Origin of the sequence: Bacillus sp. DJP31, assembly GCF_049310945.1 — a bacterium.
In the GTDB taxonomy this organism is placed as follows: Bacteria; Bacillota; Bacilli; order Bacillales; family SA4; genus Bacillus_BS.
In genome coordinates this window covers 1-22,678 of the sequence record NZ_JBMERO010000023.1, presented here as the reverse complement: position 1 = coordinate 22,678, position 22,678 = coordinate 1, and the positions used below count along the sequence as shown (strand labels likewise).

Here is a 22,678-nt window from a genome sequence, read left to right as displayed (position 1 = left end):
AGTAACTAATGCTTACAAAAAATAGATAGAAATTTCTCGAAAAAAAGGAGATGTGACACAATGTATGTAGGAAGAGATATGACAGAACTTACGATGATGTCAAAGACAGAGTGGAAGGATAGTGAGCTCGCCTTTTTTCATCATTCTTTTCAGCAAATTGTCCCGTATTTAAATTCAGAAGGACAAACTATCCAACGAGAAATAGTTGAAGAAATTGAAGCTAGAGGCGGTATGAAACGTAATGAGGCAGACTGGAGGCATGGAACGCGGGTTCAGTATGACTGAGGGAGATCAGAGTCAAAGGAAAAATCAATCTTTAAAAATCATGTGCTCCGTCTTGATTTTTCAGCTGAAACTCCATTTTTTTATATACTAAAACATAAATTTGTTTTAAAAATCACGAATAAGCTAATTCCTCTACTTTTCTCTTATCGGTCTTGCCTGAAAATGAGTTTAGATTGAGATAGTATAGATTATTGCTTGAGTTCTCTGCGATAATTCAGATATATCAGCGATTTTTTGATTTTATCGGCGATTTTTCAGTTATATCGGCGATTAATTGATTATATCAGCGATTTTTCATATTTATCAGCGATAAGCTAATTTCATTGTAGAGCAATATCTGGTTTTCTTACTATCCGCTAGTGCATCTGAATCTGGCTCCAGCGCCCTGCCCCTCGAGGTCAAATAACCTCGGGTCCAAAAAGACAAAAAGCGCTCTTTTGGATCCGCGAACATTTGCTATGCCTGAGGCAAAACGGGGCGCTTTGAGCCTTTTGTTCATACAATCAAAGCCAACTCAATTGAGTTGGCTTTGATCTCTTTCCATATACTGTTTCCAAGCCTTTTGATGGGACACAGGAAAAGCGTATTGCTGCATTTCCTCAAGGGTAACTAGCTTTACCTTATCCGATTGGGCGACTGCCGAATTTATCTTTCCTTCAAACACGGTCATATTCCATGTTAAGTGGGAAAATGCATGCTGCACAATACCAATAACATCTTCGATTAAAACGTCAGCGTTATACTCTTCTTTTACAAATTCATATAATTGCAATTTCGGGGTCGCTAAATCCTTGGCTACCTCAAGATTTGGAAACTCCCAAAGCCTTGCTAGTAGGCCAGTGTCTTGACGTTTATGAATAAGAATCTTATTATCATCTGTAACAAAAACCCCAACTGCAATAGGAATTTCTTTTGTTGATTTTTTCTTGGTTTTTACAGGAAGTTCGGATTGTGTACCCGCTATAAATGCCGCACAATGCTCACGAACTGGGCATAGTAAGCATGATGGAGATGTTGGCTTACAAATAATGGCCCCTAGCTCCATAAGGCCTTGGTTAAAGAATGATGGATTCTCTCTACTAATCAAGACACGGATTGCCTCTTCGAAAATTCTACGTGTTTTAGGCTTAGCTATATCCTCCCATATTGAAAGGATACGCGACAGCACACGCATCACATTTCCATCAACAGCTGGTTCAGGCACACCATAAGCAATGCTTAGAATAGATCCTGTTGTATAAGGACCTACTCCCTTAAGCTTTGAGATTTCTTCAGGTGTATTTGGTACCACACCACCATAGTTTTCATGGACCTCTCTAACAGCAGATTGTAGATTTCGCACTCTGGAATAATAGCCTAAACCTTCCCATGCCTTTAGCACCTTTTCTTCTTCCGCAATGGCTAAGCTTTCGATCGTTGGGAACTGCTCAATAAAGGCATTAAAATAGGGAATAACCGTATCAACCCTTGTTTGCTGTAACATAATTTCGGAAACCCAAACCTTATAAGGATCTTGGTCCTCTCTCCAGGGTAAATCTCGTTGTTCTCTTTTAAACCATGAAATTAAATCACCTTGAAATTCATCTATTTTAAAATCTTTTGTATAATCTTTTGTATTCACTGGTTTTCCCCCATGCTGTAAAAATAGAAATGGACTAGCTATCAGCTGGGTGCTGTAGTTAGACTCCTATCTCTATTCTACCTTAATAGCATTGATCTGGATATTTTGGGTGCCACCTTCTATAAATTGGTCAAGACTCCCGAAAATGGAATGATCCTTTATATTTCGTAATTTCCGAAGAGCAATAAAGTGAGAAATTGTTGGAAGTGAGAAGCTTTCAAAATAGGTTTGCTTATCATTTTTGAACCATTTTATTTGATCTGCACCAAATGTAGGTAACTGATTTAGAACCTTTTTCATTTGATGCTCATATTGTTTAATAAATAATGGCTTGACGTTGTATTCAATATAAATCCGAACAGGCTTTGACATGATGAACTCTCCTTTTTAGAAACGTAAATTATTGCACATATTATAAAAGTAGCAGTATTTAATGGTTTACTTTTATCCATTTAGAGCTATGTATATATATTGACATCCTTTTGAAAGGAGGAATACTCTAGTTGGATACTGGCACTCATTTCGTTATGGGCATTGCCCTCGGAGGAATTGCAACTCTTGACCCTGTTCTCGCTCAAGACCCTTTAACACTTCAGACTGTAATGATTGGAACTATCATTGGATCACAGGCACCAGACACAGATACTATCTTGAAGCTAAGAAACAATGCTCATTACATTCGGAATCATCGCGGAATAACTCACTCTATTCCTGCTGTACTTTTATGGCCAATAGTTGTTACCGGTTGCATTAATATTTTTTTTCAAGACATAAATATTCTCCATTTATGGATTTGGACATTTATCGCTGTAATCCTTCATGTTTTTGTCGACATTTTTAACGCTTATGGGACTCAAGCCCTTCGCCCTTTTTCGCGCCGTTGGGTTGCTTTAGGCGTAATTAACACATTTGACCCATTTATATTCTTTACTCATATTGTTGGAATTGTTATATGGCAGATAGGTTTAGATGCAGGCTCTACTTTTATTGGCGTGTTTGTAGTAGTTAGCGGCTATTATGTCGTAAAATACCGCATGAAGCGAGCTGTGACGAAATCTGTCAAACGAATTATTCCGGATGCGACCGAAATAATCGTTTCTCCTACTCTTCGTTTTAACTCTTGGCATGTTGCAGTGAAATCAAAGCAATTCTTCCATGTAATCCGAGCTGTCGATGGAGAAATAATTGTTCAGGATACATTTGACCGACATCCTATCCCACATACTCCAATCATTGATGCCGCGAGAAAAGATGTGAATTTATCTGCTTTTCTTTCCTTTTCCCCTGTTTACAGATGGGAAGCTGAAGAATATGAGGACCACCATGAGGTCAGGTTTATTGATCTTCGCTACCGCAGCAAAGGCTATTATCCGTTTGTAGCCGTGGTTTTGCTTGACCTGGATTTAAACATAGTTAGCTCATTTACTGGTTGGATATTTAGCGAGAAAAAACTGCGGCAGAAATTAGAGTTGATTCCGGATTAATTTTTGGATGGGGAGTAAAATCACTTGAAAGGCACGTATATAAACCAAAAAAAGAGCCAAACGGCTCTTTTTTAATGTTTGTATTTTCTAATACTCGTTTTTTTAATGCTTTAATGTATCATCTGAATTTAACAAGTGTGCATATTTTGGATTTGTAGCAACAAAATCATGTAGTTCAGATCCATATCGCATGATCCACTGAGTCACAATCTTCACTGCCATCTCGCTCCCCATATATCGTGCCCGCGCTTTGGCAGAACTGGTTTCAAAATCCTCCCATAATAACTCGATCCAAGTTCTAGCTTGGGTGTAGGTAAGTGCCTTATTTTTCTCTAAAAGTAGGTTTGTTAATTGTTCAATATATTCATTCATCTTTTATCCATCCTTCCCAAATATTCTTTGTCATATCATTCTTATTATGGACTCATACTACAAGTACGTGCTTAAGAGCAGATTCATTTCTCTTTTAATCACGGTGGTTTGAATGTTCAATACTAGGAGGTTTTTTAGAATGCGTAACAAAGCAAAAGGCTTCCCAAACCAAAACAATCAAAAATTTGAAGGCGAGCCGAGAGCAAAGGCTGAGTATGCCTCAAAACGTCCAGATGGGACCATCAACACGAATCCCCAAGAAAGAATGCGTGCTTCAGGATTAAGAGAAGAGCAATAAACTTATTCCAAAAAACAAAGCCAGATATCAACTGTCTGGCTTTGTTTTACAATGAAAATCACTTATCATGTTTCAGCATGGAAATAGGTAACGCTTCTTCCTTATCCTGACCATCTAAGCGAACTCCCCAAGCAAAGACACCATTCATATAGCTGATCTTGAAAAAGCTTCCTGGGTCTTGGTCAATTTCATAAACTTCGTCTGGGTGATAATCATCAGGGTTAAGTAAGTAGGCTTTGGCCATAAGTATTTTCCGTTCTAAAACAGCAAATTCATTAACCATACCCATTTGCTCTGCTTTACGTGATTTTTCATTTAGCTGACGAATTTCCTGGGATAATTCAAATTCTGACAACTCACTATATCTTCTTTCCATATTCTAACACTCCCTTTTTTAAAATGAACTAAGTAAGGAGAACTATTATGAATGCCATTGTAATTACTGGTGCAGGATCAGGTTTAGGTAGACAATTAGCCATAGAATATAGCAATTCGCACGTCACTATTGTTTTAATTGGAAGGTCAGTTACAACTCTAAAAGAAACCAAAAAGCTTATTGAAGAATCTGGGAACACAGCTGATTATTATGTATGCGATATCCAAAACCTAGAATCCGTCCAAAGTATTTGCTCCCAAATCACTACTACATACAAGCTTATTTCCTTAATGAACAATGCGGGAATCGGCTGCTTCGGTGAACTGGATACCCTTAATGATCTCTCTATAAGGCAGGTTATTGAAACCAATATACTAGGTACCATTTATATGACGAAGTACTTTCTTCCGCACTTACAGCTGGCACCAGAATCTAAAATTGTGAACATCATCTCAACAGCTGGTTTACGTGGAAAGCCAAATGAGTCTGTTTACTGTGCATCCAAATTTGCAGTCCGTGGTTTTACCGAAAGCCTTCAAAAAGAACTTGAAGGATCTTGTGTAAAAGTAACAGGGGTGTATATGGGCGGAATGGAAACACCATTTTGGGATGAAACAAATCATATTACAGATCGGAGCCGCTTAAGAAGTGTAGCTCTTGTTGCAAAGCAAATTAAAGTAGAAGATGATGGACGACTTGAAATTCATATCCCTTAATTTGTTAATTCCTTATATTCTTCTGAATCAAAAAACCTTTCAATCAGATCAACCTGAAACCTTTTTTGAAAAAGATATTGCTTCATTTTCTGCTCATATTCTCTACCCTTGTATTTCTGATAACGGCGATGCGCTTTTGCTCCGGTCTGACAAACGGCAATCCACTCTTCTTCTTCACTTTTTTCAGGGGCCAGTTCGTTCATGGCCAAAGTAATAATCTCCCGAGAAAATCCTTTTCTAATTAACGTTTCTGTTACCTTTTGTTTCTGCATTTTTTCAGACGCACTCGTTGTCTTACCCAAGGTTTTCTCAGCAATTTTTGTGGCGAAAGCTAGTTGATCTTCCTCGGTATAATGAGACAAAGCCGTTTCAATCTCAAGTGCCGATATTCCTTTTTGCCCTAGCTCCTGCTTCAATATAACTGGACCCTTTAAAGATACTCTCGAGTTCGTTCGAACAAAGGCTATCGCAAAAGCTTCATCATCTAGATAGTTGATATTCCGTAATTTATGGATAGTCTCCTGAATAATTGCATCTTCATATTCTTTTTCTTTCAAATTCTGAATAACTTCTTGTGTGGATCTCATACGATAAGAAAGGAACACTATTGCTTGTTGGAACGACCTATTTACATCATCTGCAAAACCTATTTCTTCTATGTCTAACTCATCGATTTCTTTTCCTTTTTGCAATTGATGAGAAATGATAATAGATTCATGGACACTAAAGGCATACCTCTCACCTTTTCCATCATCAAGGAAAATGTTATATCGTTCTTTGTTTTTCTTTTGTGTGGTTATTTTCGTTATAATTGCTATTATGCTCACCTCTATTTTTAATATAGCACATTGGAAGTAGGATAAAGAGACTAAGAACTAGAATACTATTAAGTATGTAGGGTCGCTAGGAGGAAAAAGATGAATATAGCTATTACAGGCGGGACAGGCTTTGTGGGTACCGCATTAACTATGTCTTTTCTAAAGAATGGACATAACGTCTATATTTTAACAAGACATCAAAAGCCAAGCAATGAAAATGGACTACATTATGTACAATGGTTATCAGAAGGAAGCCAGCCAGAAGCTGAATTAGAGAATATGGATGTGTTCATTAACCTAGCAGGAGAATCAATAAATAGTGGTAGATGGACAGAAGCTAGAAAAGAACAGATTTATAACAGTAGGATTCATTCCACAAGAGAAGTTATTCGAATACTCAGTGTTGTAAAGAAAAAACCATCCGTATTGATCAGTGCTAGTGCCATTGGTTTTTATGGTATTTCAAGAAAAGAGACATTTACCGAGAAAAATACGAAACATGGACATGACTTTTTAGCTGAAACGGTGCGCTCTTGGGAAGAAGAGGCTAAGGTGGCTCAGACACTTGGAATAAGAACTGTTTTTTCACGGTTTGGCATTATTTTAGGAGACAAAGAAGGTGCCCTACCTAAAATTGTTCGACCTTACAGGTTTTTCGCAGGTGGTACAGTTGGTTCAGGTGCGCAGTGGGTCTCATGGGTTCATATTGATGATGTGGTGGGAATGATTCATTTCGCAATTGAAAACTCAGTCATTGAAGGACCCATAAATGTGGTTGCTCCACATCCTGCGATGATGAAAGATTTCGGTAAATCAATAGCTAAAGTTATTCATAGGCCGCACTGGTTACCTGCTCCAAGTCCGGCTATAAAGCTGTTATTAGGTGAAATGAGTATTCTTGTATTAGAAGGTCAAAAGGTGTTACCAGAGAAGGCAGAAAAAAATGGATATCAATTTGCTCATTCTTCTCTTGATGAAGCGTTGACTAGCATATTACAATACTAGATAATACGCAAAAGTTAGGAGTAACAATTATTATGAAAATGCTTTTTAAAAATGCAACCATCTATCCAATAACATCTGTGCCTTTGAAAAATGCAGATTTACTCGTGGAGGATGGATTAATTAAAACAGTTGGATTCAATATTCAACCTGCTGATGAAATGTTTGTAATAGATTGCAAGGAACAATTTCTATTTCCCGGTTTTGTTGATGTTCATACACATCTTGGTTTATATGATGAAGGAACAGGCTGGGCTGGGAACGATGCCAATGAAACGATTGAACCACTTACGCCCCATATTCGTGCCCTTGATAGTCTACATCCCTTGGATACTGCCTTTTCAGATGCTATCTCTCATGGTATTACGACAGCTCATATCATGCCTGGGAGTGCCAATGTGATCGGAGGGACAACCTCTGTTATCAAAACACATGGTCGCAGTATTTCGAAAATGCTCATTCAGGAGACGGCTGGCTTAAAAGTTGCGTTTGGTGAAAACCCGAAGCGAATTCATAGTCACGGAAGTAAGGATTCTATCACTCGAATGGGTATCATGGGAATGCTTAGGGAAGCTTTCTATAAAGCACAATATTGTGATCAACCAGAGGACTTGCGTGTCGCCCCTATTCTTAAGGCACTCAATAGAGAAATACCTGTTCGAATCCATGCCCATCGAGCAGATGATATTATGTCTGCCATTCGATTTGCAGAGGAATTCGATTTAGACTATCGGATTGAGCATTGCACTGAAGGGCACCTAATCGTAGAAGAGTTTGAAGGAAGAAATGTTCAAGTCAGTGTAGGTCCAACTTTAACTCGTCGTTCCAAAATTGAATTGAAGAACAAGTCCTGGAAAACCTATCAAGTATTAGCAGATGCAGGGGTAGAGGTTTCCATTACAACTGATCACCCATACACTCCGATTCAGTACTTGAATATATGTGCTTCTATTGCCGTTAGAGAAGGATTGGATGAACAAAAAGCACTAGAAGGTATTACCATAACCTCTGCCAAAAATTTACGTGTTGATGACCGTTTAGGAAGTCTAGAGGTAGGCAAAGATGCTGATATTGTTCTTTGGAGCCACCACCCTTTTCATTACATGTCCAAGGTCCGTTTAACGATGATAAATGGGGAAATAATTTACAAAAAAAATTAACAAAAAAGTAGTATCTTTTTGCTAAAATATATCGTATTATACGTTAAGGAATCATACAAATTTTCATGTCTAACAATTATAAAAGTGCTTGTTTTAAGGGGAAGGCAAATGGTGCGCCACCAGCATGTTGACTGGTCCTAGTGGGTTCGATTCCCACCCCGGAATTTTTTTGGTTGCGATAAGATTGTGTTCAAAAAGGAGGAGAAAAATAGCCGAGAAGTTCGAGGCGGCGAAGCACCGAGCACCGGAGTGTATGCTTTATATACATGAGGAGCGGAGGGGCGAGCCAACGAAGAAATTCGACAACTATTTTTCCCGGACCTTTTGAACATCTTCTTAATAAAAAAATTTCGAGGGTGGAAGTCCTATTTACCTTGGACTTCGTCTGCTCTTTAGGTCGGAGGGTTGAGCATGCTAAAAAAACGTGATCTTCATGAAAGTCACGCTCTTTATGAATTAATGGTGCATCCACAGGTCTTTCCTTTTGTGCGTCAAAAAGCTGAGTCGTATGAAGAATATATGTTTCTAACCAAGCAAACAATTGAAGCTGAAGAGCGTGGTGAGTTGATCTCACGTACCATTTTAGATGAATGGGGCTCTCCGATCGGGACGATTAGTTTGTTTGATATTCAAGATAATGCTGGTTTTCTCGGCACATGGTTAGGTCAACCCTTTCACGGACATGGATACAATATACTGGCCAAGGGCGCATTTTTTGACGAGCTATTTTTTGAGTTAGGAATTGAGACTCTCTTTATGCGTATTCGTAAAATAAATGTGCGTTCTCAAAAAGCTGCCGATAAACTACCCTACGTCCTATTTGCGAACGAAACTAGGAAAAGCCTATATGAAGAGCTTAATGCAAAAGAAAATATTTATAATTTATATGAAATTCCAAAAGACCTTTATACACTTCATGCAATGAGAGAACAAGTCAGCTTCCAGGAAGAGCATTTAAGAGAAGCTTAATTAGAAAAGAGGAAGCGGCTTGTTTTGCCCCGACAAGCTAATGTTCCAAAAAGAAAAAAAGGGTGATCTTCCATTTTATTCTTTTTGGGTTATTTGACCTCGTGGGGCTAGGTGCTGGAGCTAGATCAATACCCAAGTTGAAAAACTATACTCTCTATCCTATTTACAATACCCCATCCAATTTGGATGGGTTTTTTGTTGCCTAATTTTGAATAACTTAGTATCAAATCGGTAAGGCTGATAATAAGCTTAAGGAAAAGTGAGGGATGAAAAATGGCGGATAAGAAAAAACGCGACAAGTCGAAAAGCACTTTAAGTAGTATGCAAGAAGTTACATATTCACGTGAGTTCAAAATGGCTGATCGAGCAGGCGGATTTACTACCAAGCGTCATACCTAATACTTCCTTTCATAACTTTTCCACCTTGTGAAATGATAATGTAGTACCATTATTGAATCATTTCATGGAGGGAAACCAATGTCAAAACATCAAGGTCATAAGACTCATGTAAAAGGCAAAGATTCATTACCACAAACTCCTAGCTATGCAAAGCTTCCTTCTGATGGTCGAGATATTGAATTTGCACAGGAATTTGCAGACCAAGATGATGTAAAAGCACAAGATCGTTCAAAAGAAGCCGATGCTCATGTAAAGAGTGAAAACTAAATAAGGGTATTTTCTTATGAATGTTCGTTAAAAAGGGAGTGATTAACAAATCATTCCCTTTTTGTTTGTATTTAATAGTAGGAACTCAACTATTACTATTTTGAACTTAAAGGCATTCGGAACTTCTATTTTTCTTTTTTACTTCTTCAGAGTCTGTCTATATCAAACACCTATTAATATTATCCACATACGCACTTACTAACAGGTTCGTGGATAATGTGGATAAGTACTTAAAACCTTAGCCTTATCTACCTGTGAGTTTAGAACTACATTGGATATTTTTGTGGATAAATAAGAATAAAAATGTGGATAGTGTTTATAACTATGTGCAAATCCTCATATATCAACCTCTGCTATCACTTTTTTTATGTGGATAACTTTAAAACTCTCTGTTTACAAAATTTCTACATCTATTTTTGTGTTCCTCCTCATATCTTATGTTGTTAATACAATTAGCTAATGAGGAGGAACTACCTTGAGTCAGAATCCATATTACAACATGAATGTACCAACTGGACCACCGACACAGTTTCAGAACCCTTATGGTCAAACACAGCTTCCATATAATCAAGTGCAAGGCAATCCTTATGAGATGGCACAACAAAACTATCCTTATCCTGCTTTCACTGCACCATACCAACCAAATATGAATCCAAACCAAATGAAGGATTTTTGCAAGAAATATAAAGATTACTTGGTTATGGTCGACATGAACGATGGGCAGAAGTTTGATGGCATTGTTGATAAAATGGATGATGAGAATGTCTATATGCTAGTACCAGATGGAGATAACGGGGATGACGACGATCGTCAGTTTTTGTTTGGTGGTTACGATGGCGGCTATGGTGGCGGCTATGGTGGCGGCTATGGTGGCGGCTACGGTGGTGGTGGCTATGGCTATCCAAGACGCTTTCGTCGTTTCAGAAGATATCGCTTCCCACTAGCTAGAATTTCAAGACTTCTTCTTTACCCTTACCTATACTAATTGAGAAGTCGCCCTTTTATAGGGTGATTTTTTTAATAGACTGGTGAATAGAGATTTTAGACATGCAAAAACAAAAGAAATCGGGTCGTTCTAGGAACCACCCGACTCCTTTACTTTGCTAATTATAGATGGCACTCGCATATATTGCAGTTTCCTTGAACATTTAATTGAACTGTTCCCTCTCCGCCTTGCTCAAATGAAAGAACACCTGGGTTAACTGTTACCGGGCCAGTCATTTCATACTGATACTGAATTCCAAGAGATGCTCCTTCATAGTCCTTATGTAAATCATCTAAAAGGTCTAAAACAAGTGCCGATTTCCCTGTATAGTCAAATGCAGCACATAAGAATGAAGCTAAAAGTGTTCCTGCATTTAAACCTACAAAGTTGGATCTTTATCATCAATTGTACCTAAGCAAAAATCTTGCCATCCCAAATGGTAGGTTCAAAAGGTGGACTCGCCCACTCCCCATTTTCTGGAACCACATCTACATGGCAAAGAATTCCGATTGTCTCACTACTTTCGTGATTTCCATATTCAGCATAGCCATCGACATTTTTAAAATTAAATCCTCTATTCTCTGAAATCTTCAAAACAAAATCTAAGGCTTTTCCGATTTCCTGTCCCATTGGACGTTCTTCAGTTCTTGTACTCTCATCCTTCACACTTTCAATTCTAAGTAAATCAAATAAGTCATCAAGTAACTCTTTTGTTCTTGCTAATACCTCTTCATACCAATTCGTCATCTTAAAAACCTCACTACAAATTTGATTTCTTGTTAGCTTTACTAGTAAGACTTAAAGAATTTGTAGAAATTTGTAGTAAATCCAAATGTAAAAAGAAGTGTATTCTAGTATGATTAGACATATACCAAGATTCACCTCTATCTTTTAAGTATTCCTTATTAATTGTATTGTACTTTTCGTAAAAATAAGCTACTTTTTAAATAATGCCCCTAAAGGAGACTATGTACATGCTAAATTGTAGAGAAGATGTATTATTTCTAACGAAACAGCTAGTCAATATAGAAAGCATCGTAAATACCAATGGTGAAAAAGAGATCGCTCAGGTATTGTATACTTTACTTTCCTCATTTCCATATTTTGTTAAAAACCCGTCCCATTTAGTCATGAAGCAAACAATAAATGATGACCAGGAACGCTATAATGTCCTTGCTTTCGTGAAAGGAAGTAAAGGGACAAGTCATAAATCCATCATTTTAATGGGACATATAGATACAGTCGGCATCGACGATTTTAATCAGTTAGCCGATCAAGCTACCAAACCTGATGAACTTTTAGATGAAATAAAAAAGGAATCCATTCCTAAGACCATAAGAGAACAAGCAGAATCTGGCGAGTGGATGTTTGGTCGCGGTGTTTTAGATATGAAAAGTGGACTAGCAAGCCATATATATCTGCTGAAACATTACTCAGAGCACCCAGATGAATTAGATGGAAACTTAGTTCTAGTAGCAGAATGTGACGAAGAGGATGGATCACATGGTATACTCTCCGCTCTAAAAGACTTAAAGACCTGGAAAATAGAGCATGAGTTTGACTATATCGGTGCCATTAACGCTGACTTCGTCTCACCTCGATTTGAGGGAGATCCAAATCGATATATTTATAAAGGCACTGTTGGGAAACTACTTCCTTCCTTTTTTATCACAGGTGCTGAAACACATGTCGGCTCATGCTTTGAAGGATTAGATCCTAATTTCCTTGCTGCTGAACTAACAAGACATATAAACTATAATCCAGCATTATGTAATGAAGCCCTTGGTGAAATAACGGTTCCTCCTGTTTCTCTAAAGCAAATGGATTTGAAGCCCTCTTATACAGTGCAGACAGCATTGGCTGCTTACGTGTATTACAACTTCTTCATCCATTCCTGGTCACCAAAAGAAGTACTTGAAATATTAAAGAAAGAAGCCCTTTTTTCATTTAAATCTAGTTTAGCTCTTTATCATGAAAGGTATAAACAGTATTGTATAATGAGCGGAGAACCTATTAGAGAGCTATCTTGGACACCTAGAGTTCTTACGTATGAAGAAATGCAACTTCTCTTACTAAATGAACATGGAGAAGAGTATGTTACCCATATGACTAGGTTTAAAGAAAAACTTCTGCTAGATCAAAGTTTAGATACTCGTATGTATGCTGCAAGAGTTGTAGAAGAGGCATGGAAATGGATGACTGATAAACGACCAGCTATGATTCTATTTTATTCATCTCTTTATTCCCCTCGAATTGAACTGAAAGGTGAAACTGAGAATGAGCATCGTTTACTTACAGCACTAGATTATGCTGTCACAAAAGTCCAACCAGGTTACGAGCATCCTATTGTAATCCGCAACTTTTTCCCTTATATCTCTGATATGAGCTTTGTTGCCTTAAGCGACGACGAGTCTGGGATTGAAGCTGTAACCACAAACAATCCTGGCTGGGGAACGAAGCATTTTGTTGAGTACCAAGATATAAGAGATATTAATGTTCCGGTCATTAACATAGGTCCATATGGATTTGACGCACATAAAAAGTATGAACGAATGGAATTAGCTTATTCTTTAGATATTGTGCCTAATTTGACAAATGAAGTGATTAAGTCTCTTTTAACATAACGAAAAAGCACCCTTACAAGAGGGTGCTTTCATTTTTGGAGAGAGTTATTTTGCCTTACATTTACTATCATTATTGCCAGTCATTTAAACCAACCTTTTTCTTTAAACCGCTTTATGGCCTCGATTCGATTACCTACTTCGAGTTTGTCAAGAATAGTAGAAATATAATTGCGAACAGTTCCAGTTGTAAGATAAAGCTGACTAGCTATTTCCTTCGTACTTTTACCGTCGGCCATTAGAACGAGCACTTCATTCTCCCGATCGGTCAGTGGATTTTCTTCATTATAGGCTTCATCTACAAGCTCTGAGGCGTAAATACGTTTTCCGGCCATAACACTTCGAATACAGCTTGCCAGTTCTTCACTAGGGCTATCCTTTAATAAATAACCGTTAACACCTGCCTTAACTGCACGCTCAAAATATCCAGACCTGGCAAAGGTAGTGAGAATAATCACTTTGCACCTAAATCCTTTTAATTCTTCTGCTGCATCAAGGCCGCTCTTTCCTGGCATTTCAATGTCCATTATACATATATCAGGCTGATGCTGATGAACGAGTTTTAAGGCTTCCTCACCATTACCTGCTCTTCCAACAACAGTCATATCCTCTTCTAAATCTATTAACGCTGCAAGTGCTCCGAGTAACATATTCTGATCCTCAGCAATGACAATACGAATCATATTCCCACCTCCTCATCCGGTTTTACGCTAACATTCGGCACTTTAAAAACAATGGTTGTCCCCAAATTAGATGAGATTTCAAGATTCCCGTTTACAAATTCGAGTCTCTCTTTCATTCCCTTAAGTCCATTGCCACTGTAAGTACTAAGAGAATCTTTAATCCCCACTCCGTTGTCTTGAACTCTCACTATTAACTCCGTTCTTGCTGGCTCAATAATAACCGAACATTCTGAAGCACTACTGTGTTTAACGACATTAGTAACGGCTTCCTTAATGCACATGCTCACTACATTCTCGGCGATTAAGGATGTGTTTGGCAGTCTTGGGTCACCTTCTAGGATGAATTTAATCTGAGCTGCTTTCAAGATCTGCTTGACTCTATAAATCTCGTCTTCTAGCTTTGTACCACGCATTTTAGTCACCAATTCTCGGACTTCTTTCAATGCTGTTCTAGCTGTTTGCTGTACATCATTTATTTCAATTCTGGCTTGAGCAGGATCTTTGCTAATTAACTTTCCAGCTAAATCACTTTTCAAGCCGATTAATGATAGCTTTTGCCCAAGTGTGTCATGCAGATCCCGAGCAATTCTCTGTCGTTCTTCCAGTTTCACAAGCTCAGAAATTTTTTTATTCGCATCTTCAAGCTGTCCTTGCAATTTATCCTCTTTATTTTTATTGTACGTGCTAACAGGTAGGAGAATAACGGCAATAAGACTTAAAAGGACGAACGGTAGCTGTGTGAAAAAAAAGGGGTTTTCCGTAACAAAGCCATAGTTGATCGTCGCAACGGTGCTGACGATATGAATTGAATATAAAATAAAAAAGGCGATTCTATTTTTTAGGTTTCCGATAAAAAAAGCTAGGAATAAAGAGAAGTAGACGTAACCAAAAAGTAAACTCATAGCTGTTGAGATAGCTATTTGCACACTCGTCCAAAAATACACAAGCCATCCTTTAGAAACAAAGGACAGCACATAGCAAACAAAGAATAAGATGATCATTGTAATACCAAATGCAATTTGAAAAGGCGAAGTTGAATGAAAAATAAAGTAAAAAGGGAGGATGTAAAAAACTACCCAAACATATGGACTAAGACCCGTGTTTTTTCGAAACATGTCATTCCAATTCTTCATAGTCTAATACCCTCCCTTTTCACCTAAAATAGACTCACATATATTTTTAGCTTAGACCTTATTTTTCTTGTAAGCTTGGTCTACGACTTGTTATCTTTTCCTTTAATTGTTCAGCCTTGGAATTAGATAAAGTGAAATTTTTCTTCATATCTTTAAAGCTGATGAATTTCTTTCTTTCTTCGTCCCAAAGACGAAATTTAAGGGACTTCAAGCTAGTTCCGATCGTAATCGTTGTTGCTTTTTGAAGAGGCATTGATGCGTTATGAACCTTCTCCAGGTTATAGTTAGGCACTCTTGGGCTCAAATGGTGAACGTGATGAAAACCAATATTACCAGTGATCCATTGTAGAACCTTTGGAAGCTTATAGTACGAACTTCCGTCCACTGCTGCTTTCACATAGCTCCACTCATCTTCATGCTCAAAGTAAGAATCCTCAAACTGATGTTGTACATAGAACAACCAGATTCCCATTAAACCAGAGATGAAGAAGATAGGACCTTGGATGATTAAAAATTCCTGCCATCCAATTGCCCAACTAAGTAATGCATATAAAGCAACGATTGATACATTCGTCACGTGTGTATTAATTTTCTCCTTACGTTTTGCACCTTTAACGTTAAAGCGGTATTGAATAAGAAACACTGCGATAGGTCCAACACCGAACATTATGATCGGGTTACGGTAAATACGATAATATATCTTGGTCCAGATTGAAGCTGCTGCATATTCTTCTACTGTTAGAAGCCACATATCTCCTGTGCCTCTTTTATCAAGGTTACTGCTCGTCCCATGATGGATAGAATGACTATGCTTCCATTGTTGATAAGGAACCAGTGTGATTACACCCGTGATTGTACCAATTATGTCATTAGCACGGCGACTCTTAAAGAATGATCCATGGCAACAATCATGGAAAAGAATAAACGTTCTAACCACAAAGCCTGACGTGATAATTAAGATTGGAAGTGTAAGCCAATACGATACCGAAAGACTTAAGTAAGCCAAGTACCAAAATAATACTAAAGGGCCAATTGTATTTATTAACTGCATGACACTTGATTTTGGATCAGATTTTTCAAAAGGGGCAACATCTTTTCTTAGTTTAGATATATTTTTAGATTCTGACATAGCATGTACTCCTCCTCGAATTGTATCGTTTCGAACTTTGCCGAACACGATATGTTATTTAACTATCCATAGTATACGAAATTAAGTCAGATTCTATAAGTAATAAGTGTCAGTTTAGGGCATGACAAATGTCATATAGGCTGATTTTACTAGTAGATACCATTAGTTGGTACTAATTATTAAAAAAGAAGCAGGATACCTTGAGTGGTAACCTGCTTCTTTATATGAAAATACAATATCCATGACCACTAAGTCACCTTCACCATTTTTTGTCAAATAAACAGGTGCTCCAGATTCCTTACAAAGGTTAGATATCTCATTATAGTAATTACGAATAGCAGCAGACAGTTTTATTTACACGGAACACCTTCAATATAGTATTATTATTCACTTATCTTTATTGTGCTATGTCGTGTTTTTAAAAAAATCCTATAATAGATCATTTTACATTCAGAAATCATGACTGATATGAACACTATTTTGTTATGGTCTAATGCATTTTTTATGAAATGTGTTTCATTCACAAACAATAATCTGCCGAATAAATCCACCTTTTGATACGATGCATCGGTCTACAATGGTGAATCCAGCGTTCTCAATTATTGAATCAATCGTTTCGATTGTGACAACTACCAATTTTTTTGAAAATTTGCGAGTACTCTCGAGCATTTCAAGTTGCTCTTGTGGTGTTACAACCGAGCATAAATTGTATGGCATATCAATAATGGCAGAGTCATAGCTTTCTGTTACCTTTCTTATATCTCTAACCACGACTTCTTTCTTGAAACCAAAGTGGGAAATATTTTCATTTGTATGATTTGTAATCAAATGGTTGATATCACTACCGTCCATATCAATACCCATAGATAGAGCCTCAACAAGAACTGTTCCTATCCCACAGCAAGGATCAATTGCTTTGATTCCCTCTGGACGTGGTACCGCAATATTGGCTACCGCTCTTGCGACACGCGTGCTGAGTGCAGTTGAATACCCATGCGGCTTTTGTTGATGTTTTAACCAAATGGCTTCACTTTTTTGATATCTGCCGAAGATCCAGCGACCATTTACAATTATGATGCCAAATAACTCTTTCGGGCTTATTAGATCCGGCTCGCCAGGTATAAGTAATCCTACCTCACGTTCAATGGCACGACGTTCCTTAAACCCTACTTTTTCCGCTACATCAGGATCATCAAGCTTAACAAAAAGTACCTTAAAGGTGGATTGTATCATTGGTAGATTCTTCACCTGTTCGACGATTTCCTCCAAATTCTCTCCCTCAAATAGAACATCTACTCTTTCCCTAATAAAAGGGCTTCTACTGGGGTCGATTTTAATCGTACTTTCCAGGATACTTGTTTTAGAATCCACGACAAAAAGAGAACGCATTTCCAAATGACAGAGGGATGCTTCTTCAGGACGATAGGCGTAGTTGTATATGTAATTAGTGGAATTTTTATTGTAATGGATCAGGTTAATTCTCCTTTTTCTGTCTTCCTTTTATTACATAAATCAATGAGCAATTGGATCTTTGGGAGGTTTTCCCCCAGCTGTTAAAGCACTATTCATTTTCAACAGCTAATGCTTTCTAAAGAGCTATAAATGTAAGAAGTAGAAGACTAATCGGAACTGTTCGTTGTTGATTTTTTCGCTAATTCACAATAATGATTGACCAACTCCGGGTACAGTTCCAATTCGTTTCTACCTATTTCGTTCAAACCATATATTCCTCTGCTGATCTTAATGAACCATCCATAATAATTCTGGCGGAGGATAGGTAACGTTTTTTCTACGGCACCCATTCCCCTTAATGCTTTCGGTGACAAGGGGCCAAACTCGTCAAGAAAATAGGCAATCTGAATGCAATTTTGTTTATAGACGGTCATGATTCTCGTTTTCGTGCTACCACCTACATTGTAGTCACCGTGTCTTTCCTTCGCTTCGTCCATGACTTTGCTTCGTTTCTTCTTACTCCGTTGCATACTTTTGTGTCGGTCAAAAGGGATAGGTTCAATCTTAATATCCATTGAAGCTCCTTCGTCATGAAAAGAAACAAGAATCAAACCAAGCTCCAGCCTTCGAATCAAATGGCATATTTCCTTCCACTTTTTCGAAAAAAGATTGTACTTCGGTTTTGGAATGGCAATGTAGACCTGATCCGTCATCCGCTGCCGGTTGGCGGCTTGGACAAGAAGATCGACGGTCAAATTTCGCTTCATTTCAACAATAATAAGTTCTTCTTCCTTAACAGCTGTCAGATCACAATGGTTGACCTCTCCGTGAACCACATACCCCTGCTCTATAAAAAAATTCCGAATGGGCTCATACAAATCCACTTCATATATCTTTTCTTTCATTTTAATATCCCTTCTACTCTAATTAAGCTAAGTATACCATTTTACATCCTCCATTTTTTAAACTAATGATTTTATTGAACCACGATAACGATCGATTAAATCGTTTCATAGCCCACCACGAAACTTACTATATTGCAAAATAAGATTCTTTTGTTCACCATTTAAAGTATAATGAACCATGTTCAGATTATGCATATGATATTTCTCCAACGAGAATCCTATATATAAGTCGGATAATATAAAAAAACGAGGTTACTACATGATTGAAATTAGTTTTCAGGATTATAATTTAAGCGATGAAGTGAAGAGAGCACTAGCTTTGTTAAAATACGAGGCTCCAACAGAGGTTCAAATTGAAGTCATACCTAGAGCTTTGGAAAATCAAGATCTTGTCGTAAAATCTCAAACAGGCAGTGGCAAGACGGCATCCTTTGGTATCCCTATTTGTGAGATGATTCATTGGGATGAGAAAAAGCCTCAAGCACTGATACTAACACCAACTAGAGAGCTGGCTGTTCAAGTACGCGATGATATCACGAATATCGGAAGATTTAAACGGATTAAAGCAACAGCACTTTATGGAAAAGAGCCTTTTTCGATTCAAAAAGAAGAATTGAAACAAAAAACCCATGTTGTTACCGGTACACCTGGGCGTGTAATGGACCATATTGAGAGAGGTACTTTAGATTTAGATCAAATCAAATACTTAATTATTGATGAAGCCGATGAAATGCTTAATATGGGTTTTATTGAGGAAGTAGAGAAAATTCTAAGAAAACTACCTTTAGACAGAGTAACAATGGTATTTTCGGCTACGATGCCTAAGGATGTTGAGAATCTCTGCCATAGATATATGCAAGATCCTATCGATATCGAGATTGCTTCTGCCAAGATGACAACCGATACCATTGAGCACTTTTTAATCGAAGTTGAAGAGGAAGAGCATAAGATACCACTTCTAAAAAACCTGACAGTTATTGAGAATCCTGATAGCTGTATTATTTTTTGCAAAACGAAAGAGCACGTGGAGACCGTGTTTGCCGAATTGGAAGAAGCCAATTATTCTTGCGAACGTCTTCATGGCCGCTTATTACAAGAGGATCGTTTTGCCGTTATCGATGGCTTTAAAATGGGGAATTTCCGCTACCTTATTGCAACAGATGTTGCAGCAAGAGGAATTGATATTGATAATGTATCACTTGTCATCAATTTTGACGTGCCATTAGAAAAAAAGGGCTATGTCCACCGGACAGGAAGAACTGGGCGTGCTGGAAATATTGGGAGAGCTATTACATTTGCAACACCACGCGAAGAAAAACACCTTAGAGCAATAGAAAGATATATCGGCTTTGAGATTACTAAGATGAATGCTCCTAGCCATCAGAAAGTTGCTGCTGGGAAAGCTGCTTTTGAAGAAAAACTAAGTGGACGACGTGTCGTTCATAATAACAAAACAGCTCGTATCAACAAAGATATCATGAAACTACATTTCAGTGCCGGAAAAAACAAAAAGATTCGAGCAGTAGACTTTGTTGGAACGATTGCCAAGATTCCTGGAGTATCCTCAGATGATATTGGTATTATTACCATTCAGGATACCTTGTCATATGTAGATATTCTCAATGGAAAGGGTTCAGTAGTCTTGCAGGCCATGGAGAATACAACGATTAAAGGGAAAAAGTTAAAAGTTAGTGTGGCTATTAAGTGATTAAAGAGTCATTTAGTGTAAAAATAGAAGATGAAAGTCTCTCCAATTGAGAGGCTTTTTTCTTACTAGTAATTCATATATGGTTATTGATCCATATTACAAAAAACCTTCTTGTTAAGTGGGGATTATTTTTTTTATAATGAAAGATCTCTTTTTGTCTGGAGTTTGCTTTTTTCAGAGTGTATGGAGAAGTTCAAAGTCAAGTAAATTCATCAAAAAACATGAAGTGACTTGGGGTTTTTTACCTGGAAACTTGTTTAGATATTTTTCCTTCCAGCGTGTTCTTATCCCCTATTTTTCATCAACTAATTTTCCTAATACTATCACAGTTTCAGCTTGAAAATCCGTCTATTTTTTTTAAGGATTGAGGTCCTGTTCACTATTACTTTTTCAATATTCCTAAATATTCTTTCCAAGGAACAACATCAGTTCTGTATCTCTCGGCCATACCCCGTATGATTTGAGAAATGTGGGTTAAATCATGAACAACCCATGTAGCCAGTAATTCTCGTAACTTTACTCTATCAAATACAGGGTGTATTCCCGTCAATTCCAAATGCAATTTTGGTTCAACAAAAGCCTTAAGCTTGGTTATATTTAGTGATCGTAATGTTTTGAATTCGAGTAACTTTTGTCCAACTGATTCTATCTCAATAGCTTCTTTCATTTTAAAATTCATATGACAGCTTCTTTCGTTTACATGTATAAAAAGCCCTTCTCACCTAATTGTTGGGCGATTATGGATTTGTTTACACATAGAAAAAACTCATTCAAAGTCTAAGAATGAGCTTTTTTCTAATTATAGAATGTCGGGTGACACACAATCCACTGTTGATTTACTATTCTTGTTTAAACTGAAGGGTGACTATTGGGACAGTGTACCTGTCCCCTCGGCCCTCCCAAAGATAGCTACATACTGATTTTTCAATACAAATCTATTATCCTTCCAGCCTAGAGTGTTCAGGACATATCCTAAAGAATCTGCATTATATCTACCTGCTATTCTTTGATAGGCTAATAGCTCAAATACTTTATTCGAATCGAAATCCACTGGATATAGACCACTTAAGGGATTCACAAAACCTTCTATTGGACTTATCAGGTCTCCATTCTCATCATATATTTCATTCGAGTAGTCTGGATCCCGAGTTGTTATATCAATCAGGTATGTTACATTATTATTCTTGCTGACAACTTTCACTTTGTAGTTATCTTGATACGTTACCTCGTATTTATATTCGTCATTGTAAACATTACCATCAAAAAGTAATTGTGCTGTATTATTCAAGAAGGAATAAATGAAATAGTATGACGTACCACCACTTCCACCTGTAGCAATACTTATTAAAACATCTGCTACACCATTTCCAGTAAAATCCCCCAAAAATAATGAAGGATTATAACCTGCATTATCACGAAGCGTGACATTGGTTACCATACCTGTTCGTCCATCCTGCATGTGAAGGGTAATGTTTTGAGTAAATGGACTATCTGGAGTCTTGATCCCGGTCAAATACACATTGTCAGGTATTCCATCACCGGTTACATCTCCCCTTCCAAACGCAACAACACTTGGATGATTTATGTTCTCCCTAGAATACCAATACATAACATTCTCCTTTTTGTGATGAGGTTTATTAGTATCCTATGGGCTTATAAGAAGATTGATTCTTGATTTATGTAGGAGTAGGATCTTTTGACCATAAACAAAAGAGACGCTTCTCTTGCTTCTTAAATAGAAGCAGAAGAAACGCCACTTGGCTTTTGGGAAACTTTTCTATGAGGTTGAAAGTGTAATGGTAAATGATAGGAGAGTTATTTGATCCGTTTTAATTCACGAATGTCTGTTTCTTGTTCTAATGAGCGAAGTGAGAGTGATTCAAGTATTTTATCTTTGCGTTCTTGACTTTCTACTAATTGATCAAGTGTAGAGGAAACATTCTCGAGTTTCTTATCAATAGACTTTATTTCACCTTTCATCTCAGCTACATCATGTACCAATGAATCATGACCCTCTCTTTGAGCTAACTGATTATCACGAATAGAGGATACCATTTGGTTTAGTTCAAACTGACGCGTGTCCAACATGTGAATATCATTCTGCATTCGACTTATATCTTGTTGCATACCACTAATATCTTGTTGCATACCACTAATGTCTTGCTTCATTCCACTGATGTCTTGCTTCATTCCACTGATGTCTTGCTTCATACCATTAATATCTTGCTTCATACCATTAATATCTTGCTTCATTCCACTGATGTCTTGCTTCATTCCACTGATGTCTTGCTTCAT

The 22,678-nt window shown here is 37.5% G+C and carries 25 protein-coding genes and 1 pseudogene; 12 read left to right on the top strand and 14 right to left on the bottom strand.

What is annotated here, in order from left to right; all coding sequences use genetic code 11:
- Positions 1 to 60 precede the first annotated feature (60 nt).
- Positions 61 to 285, top strand: coding sequence for a hypothetical protein (locus ACOI1C_RS17355; protein ID WP_422511860.1), 225 nt, complete (start codon positions 61 to 63; stop codon positions 283 to 285).
- A 514-nt stretch (positions 286 to 799) separates the two neighbouring features.
- Here the strand turns inward: ACOI1C_RS17355 and mutY are convergent.
- The gene (gene mutY, locus ACOI1C_RS17350) at positions 800 to 1,906 is read right to left on the bottom strand and encodes an A/G-specific adenine glycosylase (protein ID WP_422511859.1); all 1,107 of its coding nucleotides are present in this window, start codon (positions 1,904 to 1,906) and stop codon (positions 800 to 802) included.
- A 72-nt stretch (positions 1,907 to 1,978) separates the two neighbouring features.
- A complete protein-coding gene (locus tag ACOI1C_RS17345; RefSeq protein WP_422511858.1) occupies positions 1,979 to 2,278 on the bottom strand; it encodes a hypothetical protein in 300 nt (99 codons plus the stop codon).
- A 131-nt stretch (positions 2,279 to 2,409) separates the two neighbouring features.
- Here ACOI1C_RS17345 and ACOI1C_RS17340 point away from each other — a divergent pair, with 131 nt between their 5' ends.
- Positions 2,410 to 3,390 carry a metal-dependent hydrolase gene (locus ACOI1C_RS17340; RefSeq protein WP_422511857.1) on the top strand — a complete coding sequence of 327 codons (981 nt, stop codon included), beginning with the start codon at positions 2,410 to 2,412 and terminating at the stop codon, positions 3,388 to 3,390.
- 102 nt (positions 3,391 to 3,492) lie between these two features.
- Here the strand turns inward: ACOI1C_RS17340 and ACOI1C_RS17335 are convergent, their stop codons facing one another.
- Positions 3,493 to 3,762, bottom strand: a complete 270-nt coding sequence (locus ACOI1C_RS17335) for a YfhJ family protein (protein WP_422511856.1) — start codon at positions 3,760 to 3,762, stop codon at positions 3,493 to 3,495.
- Between the two features lie 139 nt (positions 3,763 to 3,901).
- Here ACOI1C_RS17335 and ACOI1C_RS17330 point away from each other — a divergent pair, with 139 nt between their 5' ends.
- The gene (locus tag ACOI1C_RS17330; protein ID WP_422511855.1) at positions 3,902 to 4,060 is read left to right on the top strand and encodes a small, acid-soluble spore protein K; all 159 of its coding nucleotides are present in this window, start codon (positions 3,902 to 3,904) and stop codon (positions 4,058 to 4,060) included.
- A gap of 58 nt (positions 4,061 to 4,118) precedes the next feature.
- Here ACOI1C_RS17330 and ACOI1C_RS17325 read toward each other — a convergent pair whose 3' ends face one another.
- Positions 4,119 to 4,436: a YfhH family protein gene (locus ACOI1C_RS17325; protein WP_422511854.1), complete on the bottom strand. Its 318-nt coding sequence runs from the start codon at positions 4,434 to 4,436 to the stop codon at positions 4,119 to 4,121.
- A gap of 47 nt (positions 4,437 to 4,483) precedes the next feature.
- Between ACOI1C_RS17325 and ACOI1C_RS17320 the strand changes: the two genes are divergently transcribed.
- Entirely contained in the window at positions 4,484 to 5,152 is a 669-nt protein-coding gene (locus tag ACOI1C_RS17320) for an SDR family NAD(P)-dependent oxidoreductase (RefSeq protein WP_422511853.1), read from the top strand.
- Here the strand turns inward: ACOI1C_RS17320 and recX are convergent.
- Positions 5,149 to 5,979: a recombination regulator RecX gene (recX, locus tag ACOI1C_RS17315; protein WP_422511852.1), complete on the bottom strand. Its 831-nt coding sequence runs from the start codon at positions 5,977 to 5,979 to the stop codon at positions 5,149 to 5,151. The genes ACOI1C_RS17320 and recX overlap by 4 nt on opposite strands.
- Positions 5,980 to 6,069: 90 nt before the next feature.
- Here recX and ACOI1C_RS17310 point away from each other — a divergent pair, with 90 nt between their 5' ends.
- From ACOI1C_RS17310 to ACOI1C_RS17285, 6 genes are all read left to right on the top strand, one after another.
- On the top strand, positions 6,070 to 6,975 hold the full coding sequence (locus ACOI1C_RS17310) for a TIGR01777 family oxidoreductase (RefSeq protein ID WP_422511851.1): 906 nt from the start codon (positions 6,070 to 6,072) through the stop codon (positions 6,973 to 6,975).
- Positions 6,976 to 7,004: 29 nt separating this feature from the next.
- Complete coding sequence (locus tag ACOI1C_RS17305; protein WP_422511892.1) at positions 7,005 to 8,132, top strand: amidohydrolase; 1,128 nt, start codon at positions 7,005 to 7,007, stop codon at positions 8,130 to 8,132.
- A 411-nt stretch (positions 8,133 to 8,543) separates the two neighbouring features.
- Entirely contained in the window at positions 8,544 to 9,101 is a 558-nt protein-coding gene (locus ACOI1C_RS17300) for a GNAT family N-acetyltransferase (protein ID WP_422511850.1), read from the top strand.
- A gap of 273 nt (positions 9,102 to 9,374) precedes the next feature.
- Positions 9,375 to 9,500 carry a YfhE family protein gene (locus tag ACOI1C_RS17295; protein ID WP_422511849.1) on the top strand — a complete coding sequence of 42 codons (126 nt, stop codon included), beginning with the start codon at positions 9,375 to 9,377 and terminating at the stop codon, positions 9,498 to 9,500.
- A 78-nt stretch (positions 9,501 to 9,578) separates the two neighbouring features.
- Positions 9,579 to 9,767, top strand: a complete 189-nt coding sequence (locus tag ACOI1C_RS17290; RefSeq protein WP_422511848.1) for a YfhD family protein — start codon at positions 9,579 to 9,581, stop codon at positions 9,765 to 9,767.
- A 475-nt stretch (positions 9,768 to 10,242) separates the two neighbouring features.
- The gene (locus ACOI1C_RS17285) at positions 10,243 to 10,752 is read left to right on the top strand and encodes a hypothetical protein (RefSeq protein WP_422511847.1); all 510 of its coding nucleotides are present in this window, start codon (positions 10,243 to 10,245) and stop codon (positions 10,750 to 10,752) included.
- Between the two features lie 411 nt (positions 10,753 to 11,163).
- Here the strand turns inward: ACOI1C_RS17285 and ACOI1C_RS17280 are convergent, their stop codons facing one another.
- A complete protein-coding gene (locus ACOI1C_RS17280; protein WP_422511846.1) occupies positions 11,164 to 11,499 on the bottom strand; it encodes a hypothetical protein in 336 nt (111 codons plus the stop codon).
- A 227-nt stretch (positions 11,500 to 11,726) separates the two neighbouring features.
- Between ACOI1C_RS17280 and ACOI1C_RS17275 the strand changes: the two genes are divergently transcribed.
- Positions 11,727 to 13,376, top strand: a complete 1,650-nt coding sequence (locus ACOI1C_RS17275; protein WP_422511845.1) for a M20/M25/M40 family metallo-hydrolase — start codon at positions 11,727 to 11,729, stop codon at positions 13,374 to 13,376.
- Positions 13,377 to 13,456: 80 nt separating this feature from the next.
- Here the strand turns inward: ACOI1C_RS17275 and ACOI1C_RS17270 are convergent, their stop codons facing one another.
- From ACOI1C_RS17270 to ACOI1C_RS17250, 5 genes are all read right to left on the bottom strand, one after another.
- On the bottom strand, positions 13,457 to 14,056 hold the full coding sequence (locus tag ACOI1C_RS17270) for a response regulator (protein WP_422511844.1): 600 nt from the start codon (positions 14,054 to 14,056) through the stop codon (positions 13,457 to 13,459).
- Positions 14,053 to 15,189 carry a histidine kinase gene (locus ACOI1C_RS17265; RefSeq protein ID WP_422511843.1) on the bottom strand — a complete coding sequence of 379 codons (1,137 nt, stop codon included), beginning with the start codon at positions 15,187 to 15,189 and terminating at the stop codon, positions 14,053 to 14,055. Before ACOI1C_RS17265 ends, ACOI1C_RS17270 begins: the two co-directional genes overlap by 4 nt.
- A gap of 58 nt (positions 15,190 to 15,247) precedes the next feature.
- Positions 15,248 to 16,318, bottom strand: a complete 1,071-nt coding sequence (locus ACOI1C_RS17260; RefSeq protein ID WP_422511842.1) for a fatty acid desaturase — start codon at positions 16,316 to 16,318, stop codon at positions 15,248 to 15,250.
- A gap of 516 nt (positions 16,319 to 16,834) precedes the next feature.
- Positions 16,835 to 17,587: a TRM11 family SAM-dependent methyltransferase gene (locus ACOI1C_RS17255; protein WP_422511841.1), complete on the bottom strand. Its 753-nt coding sequence runs from the start codon at positions 17,585 to 17,587 to the stop codon at positions 16,835 to 16,837.
- Between the two features lie 350 nt (positions 17,588 to 17,937).
- Complete coding sequence (locus ACOI1C_RS17250) at positions 17,938 to 18,675, bottom strand: DUF2161 domain-containing phosphodiesterase (protein ID WP_422511840.1); 738 nt, start codon at positions 18,673 to 18,675, stop codon at positions 17,938 to 17,940.
- Positions 18,676 to 18,934: 259 nt separating this feature from the next.
- Here ACOI1C_RS17250 and ACOI1C_RS17245 point away from each other — a divergent pair, with 259 nt between their 5' ends.
- Positions 18,935 to 20,383 (top strand): DEAD/DEAH box helicase, encoded by a 1,449-nt coding sequence (locus ACOI1C_RS17245; protein ID WP_422511839.1) that lies wholly within the window; start codon positions 18,935 to 18,937, stop codon positions 20,381 to 20,383.
- A gap of 382 nt (positions 20,384 to 20,765) precedes the next feature.
- Here the strand turns inward: ACOI1C_RS17245 and ACOI1C_RS17240 are convergent.
- The 3 genes and pseudogenes from ACOI1C_RS17240 to ACOI1C_RS17230 form a co-directional block, all read right to left on the bottom strand.
- Positions 20,766 to 21,017, bottom strand: a pseudogene (locus ACOI1C_RS17240) (DinB family protein); the annotation flags it as partial.
- A 231-nt stretch (positions 21,018 to 21,248) separates the two neighbouring features.
- Complete coding sequence (locus ACOI1C_RS17235; protein WP_422511838.1) at positions 21,249 to 21,992, bottom strand: VCBS repeat-containing protein; 744 nt, start codon at positions 21,990 to 21,992, stop codon at positions 21,249 to 21,251.
- A gap of 206 nt (positions 21,993 to 22,198) precedes the next feature.
- On the bottom strand, positions 22,199 to 22,678 hold a 480-nt coding region (locus tag ACOI1C_RS17230), incomplete at its 5' end, for a hypothetical protein (protein WP_422511837.1).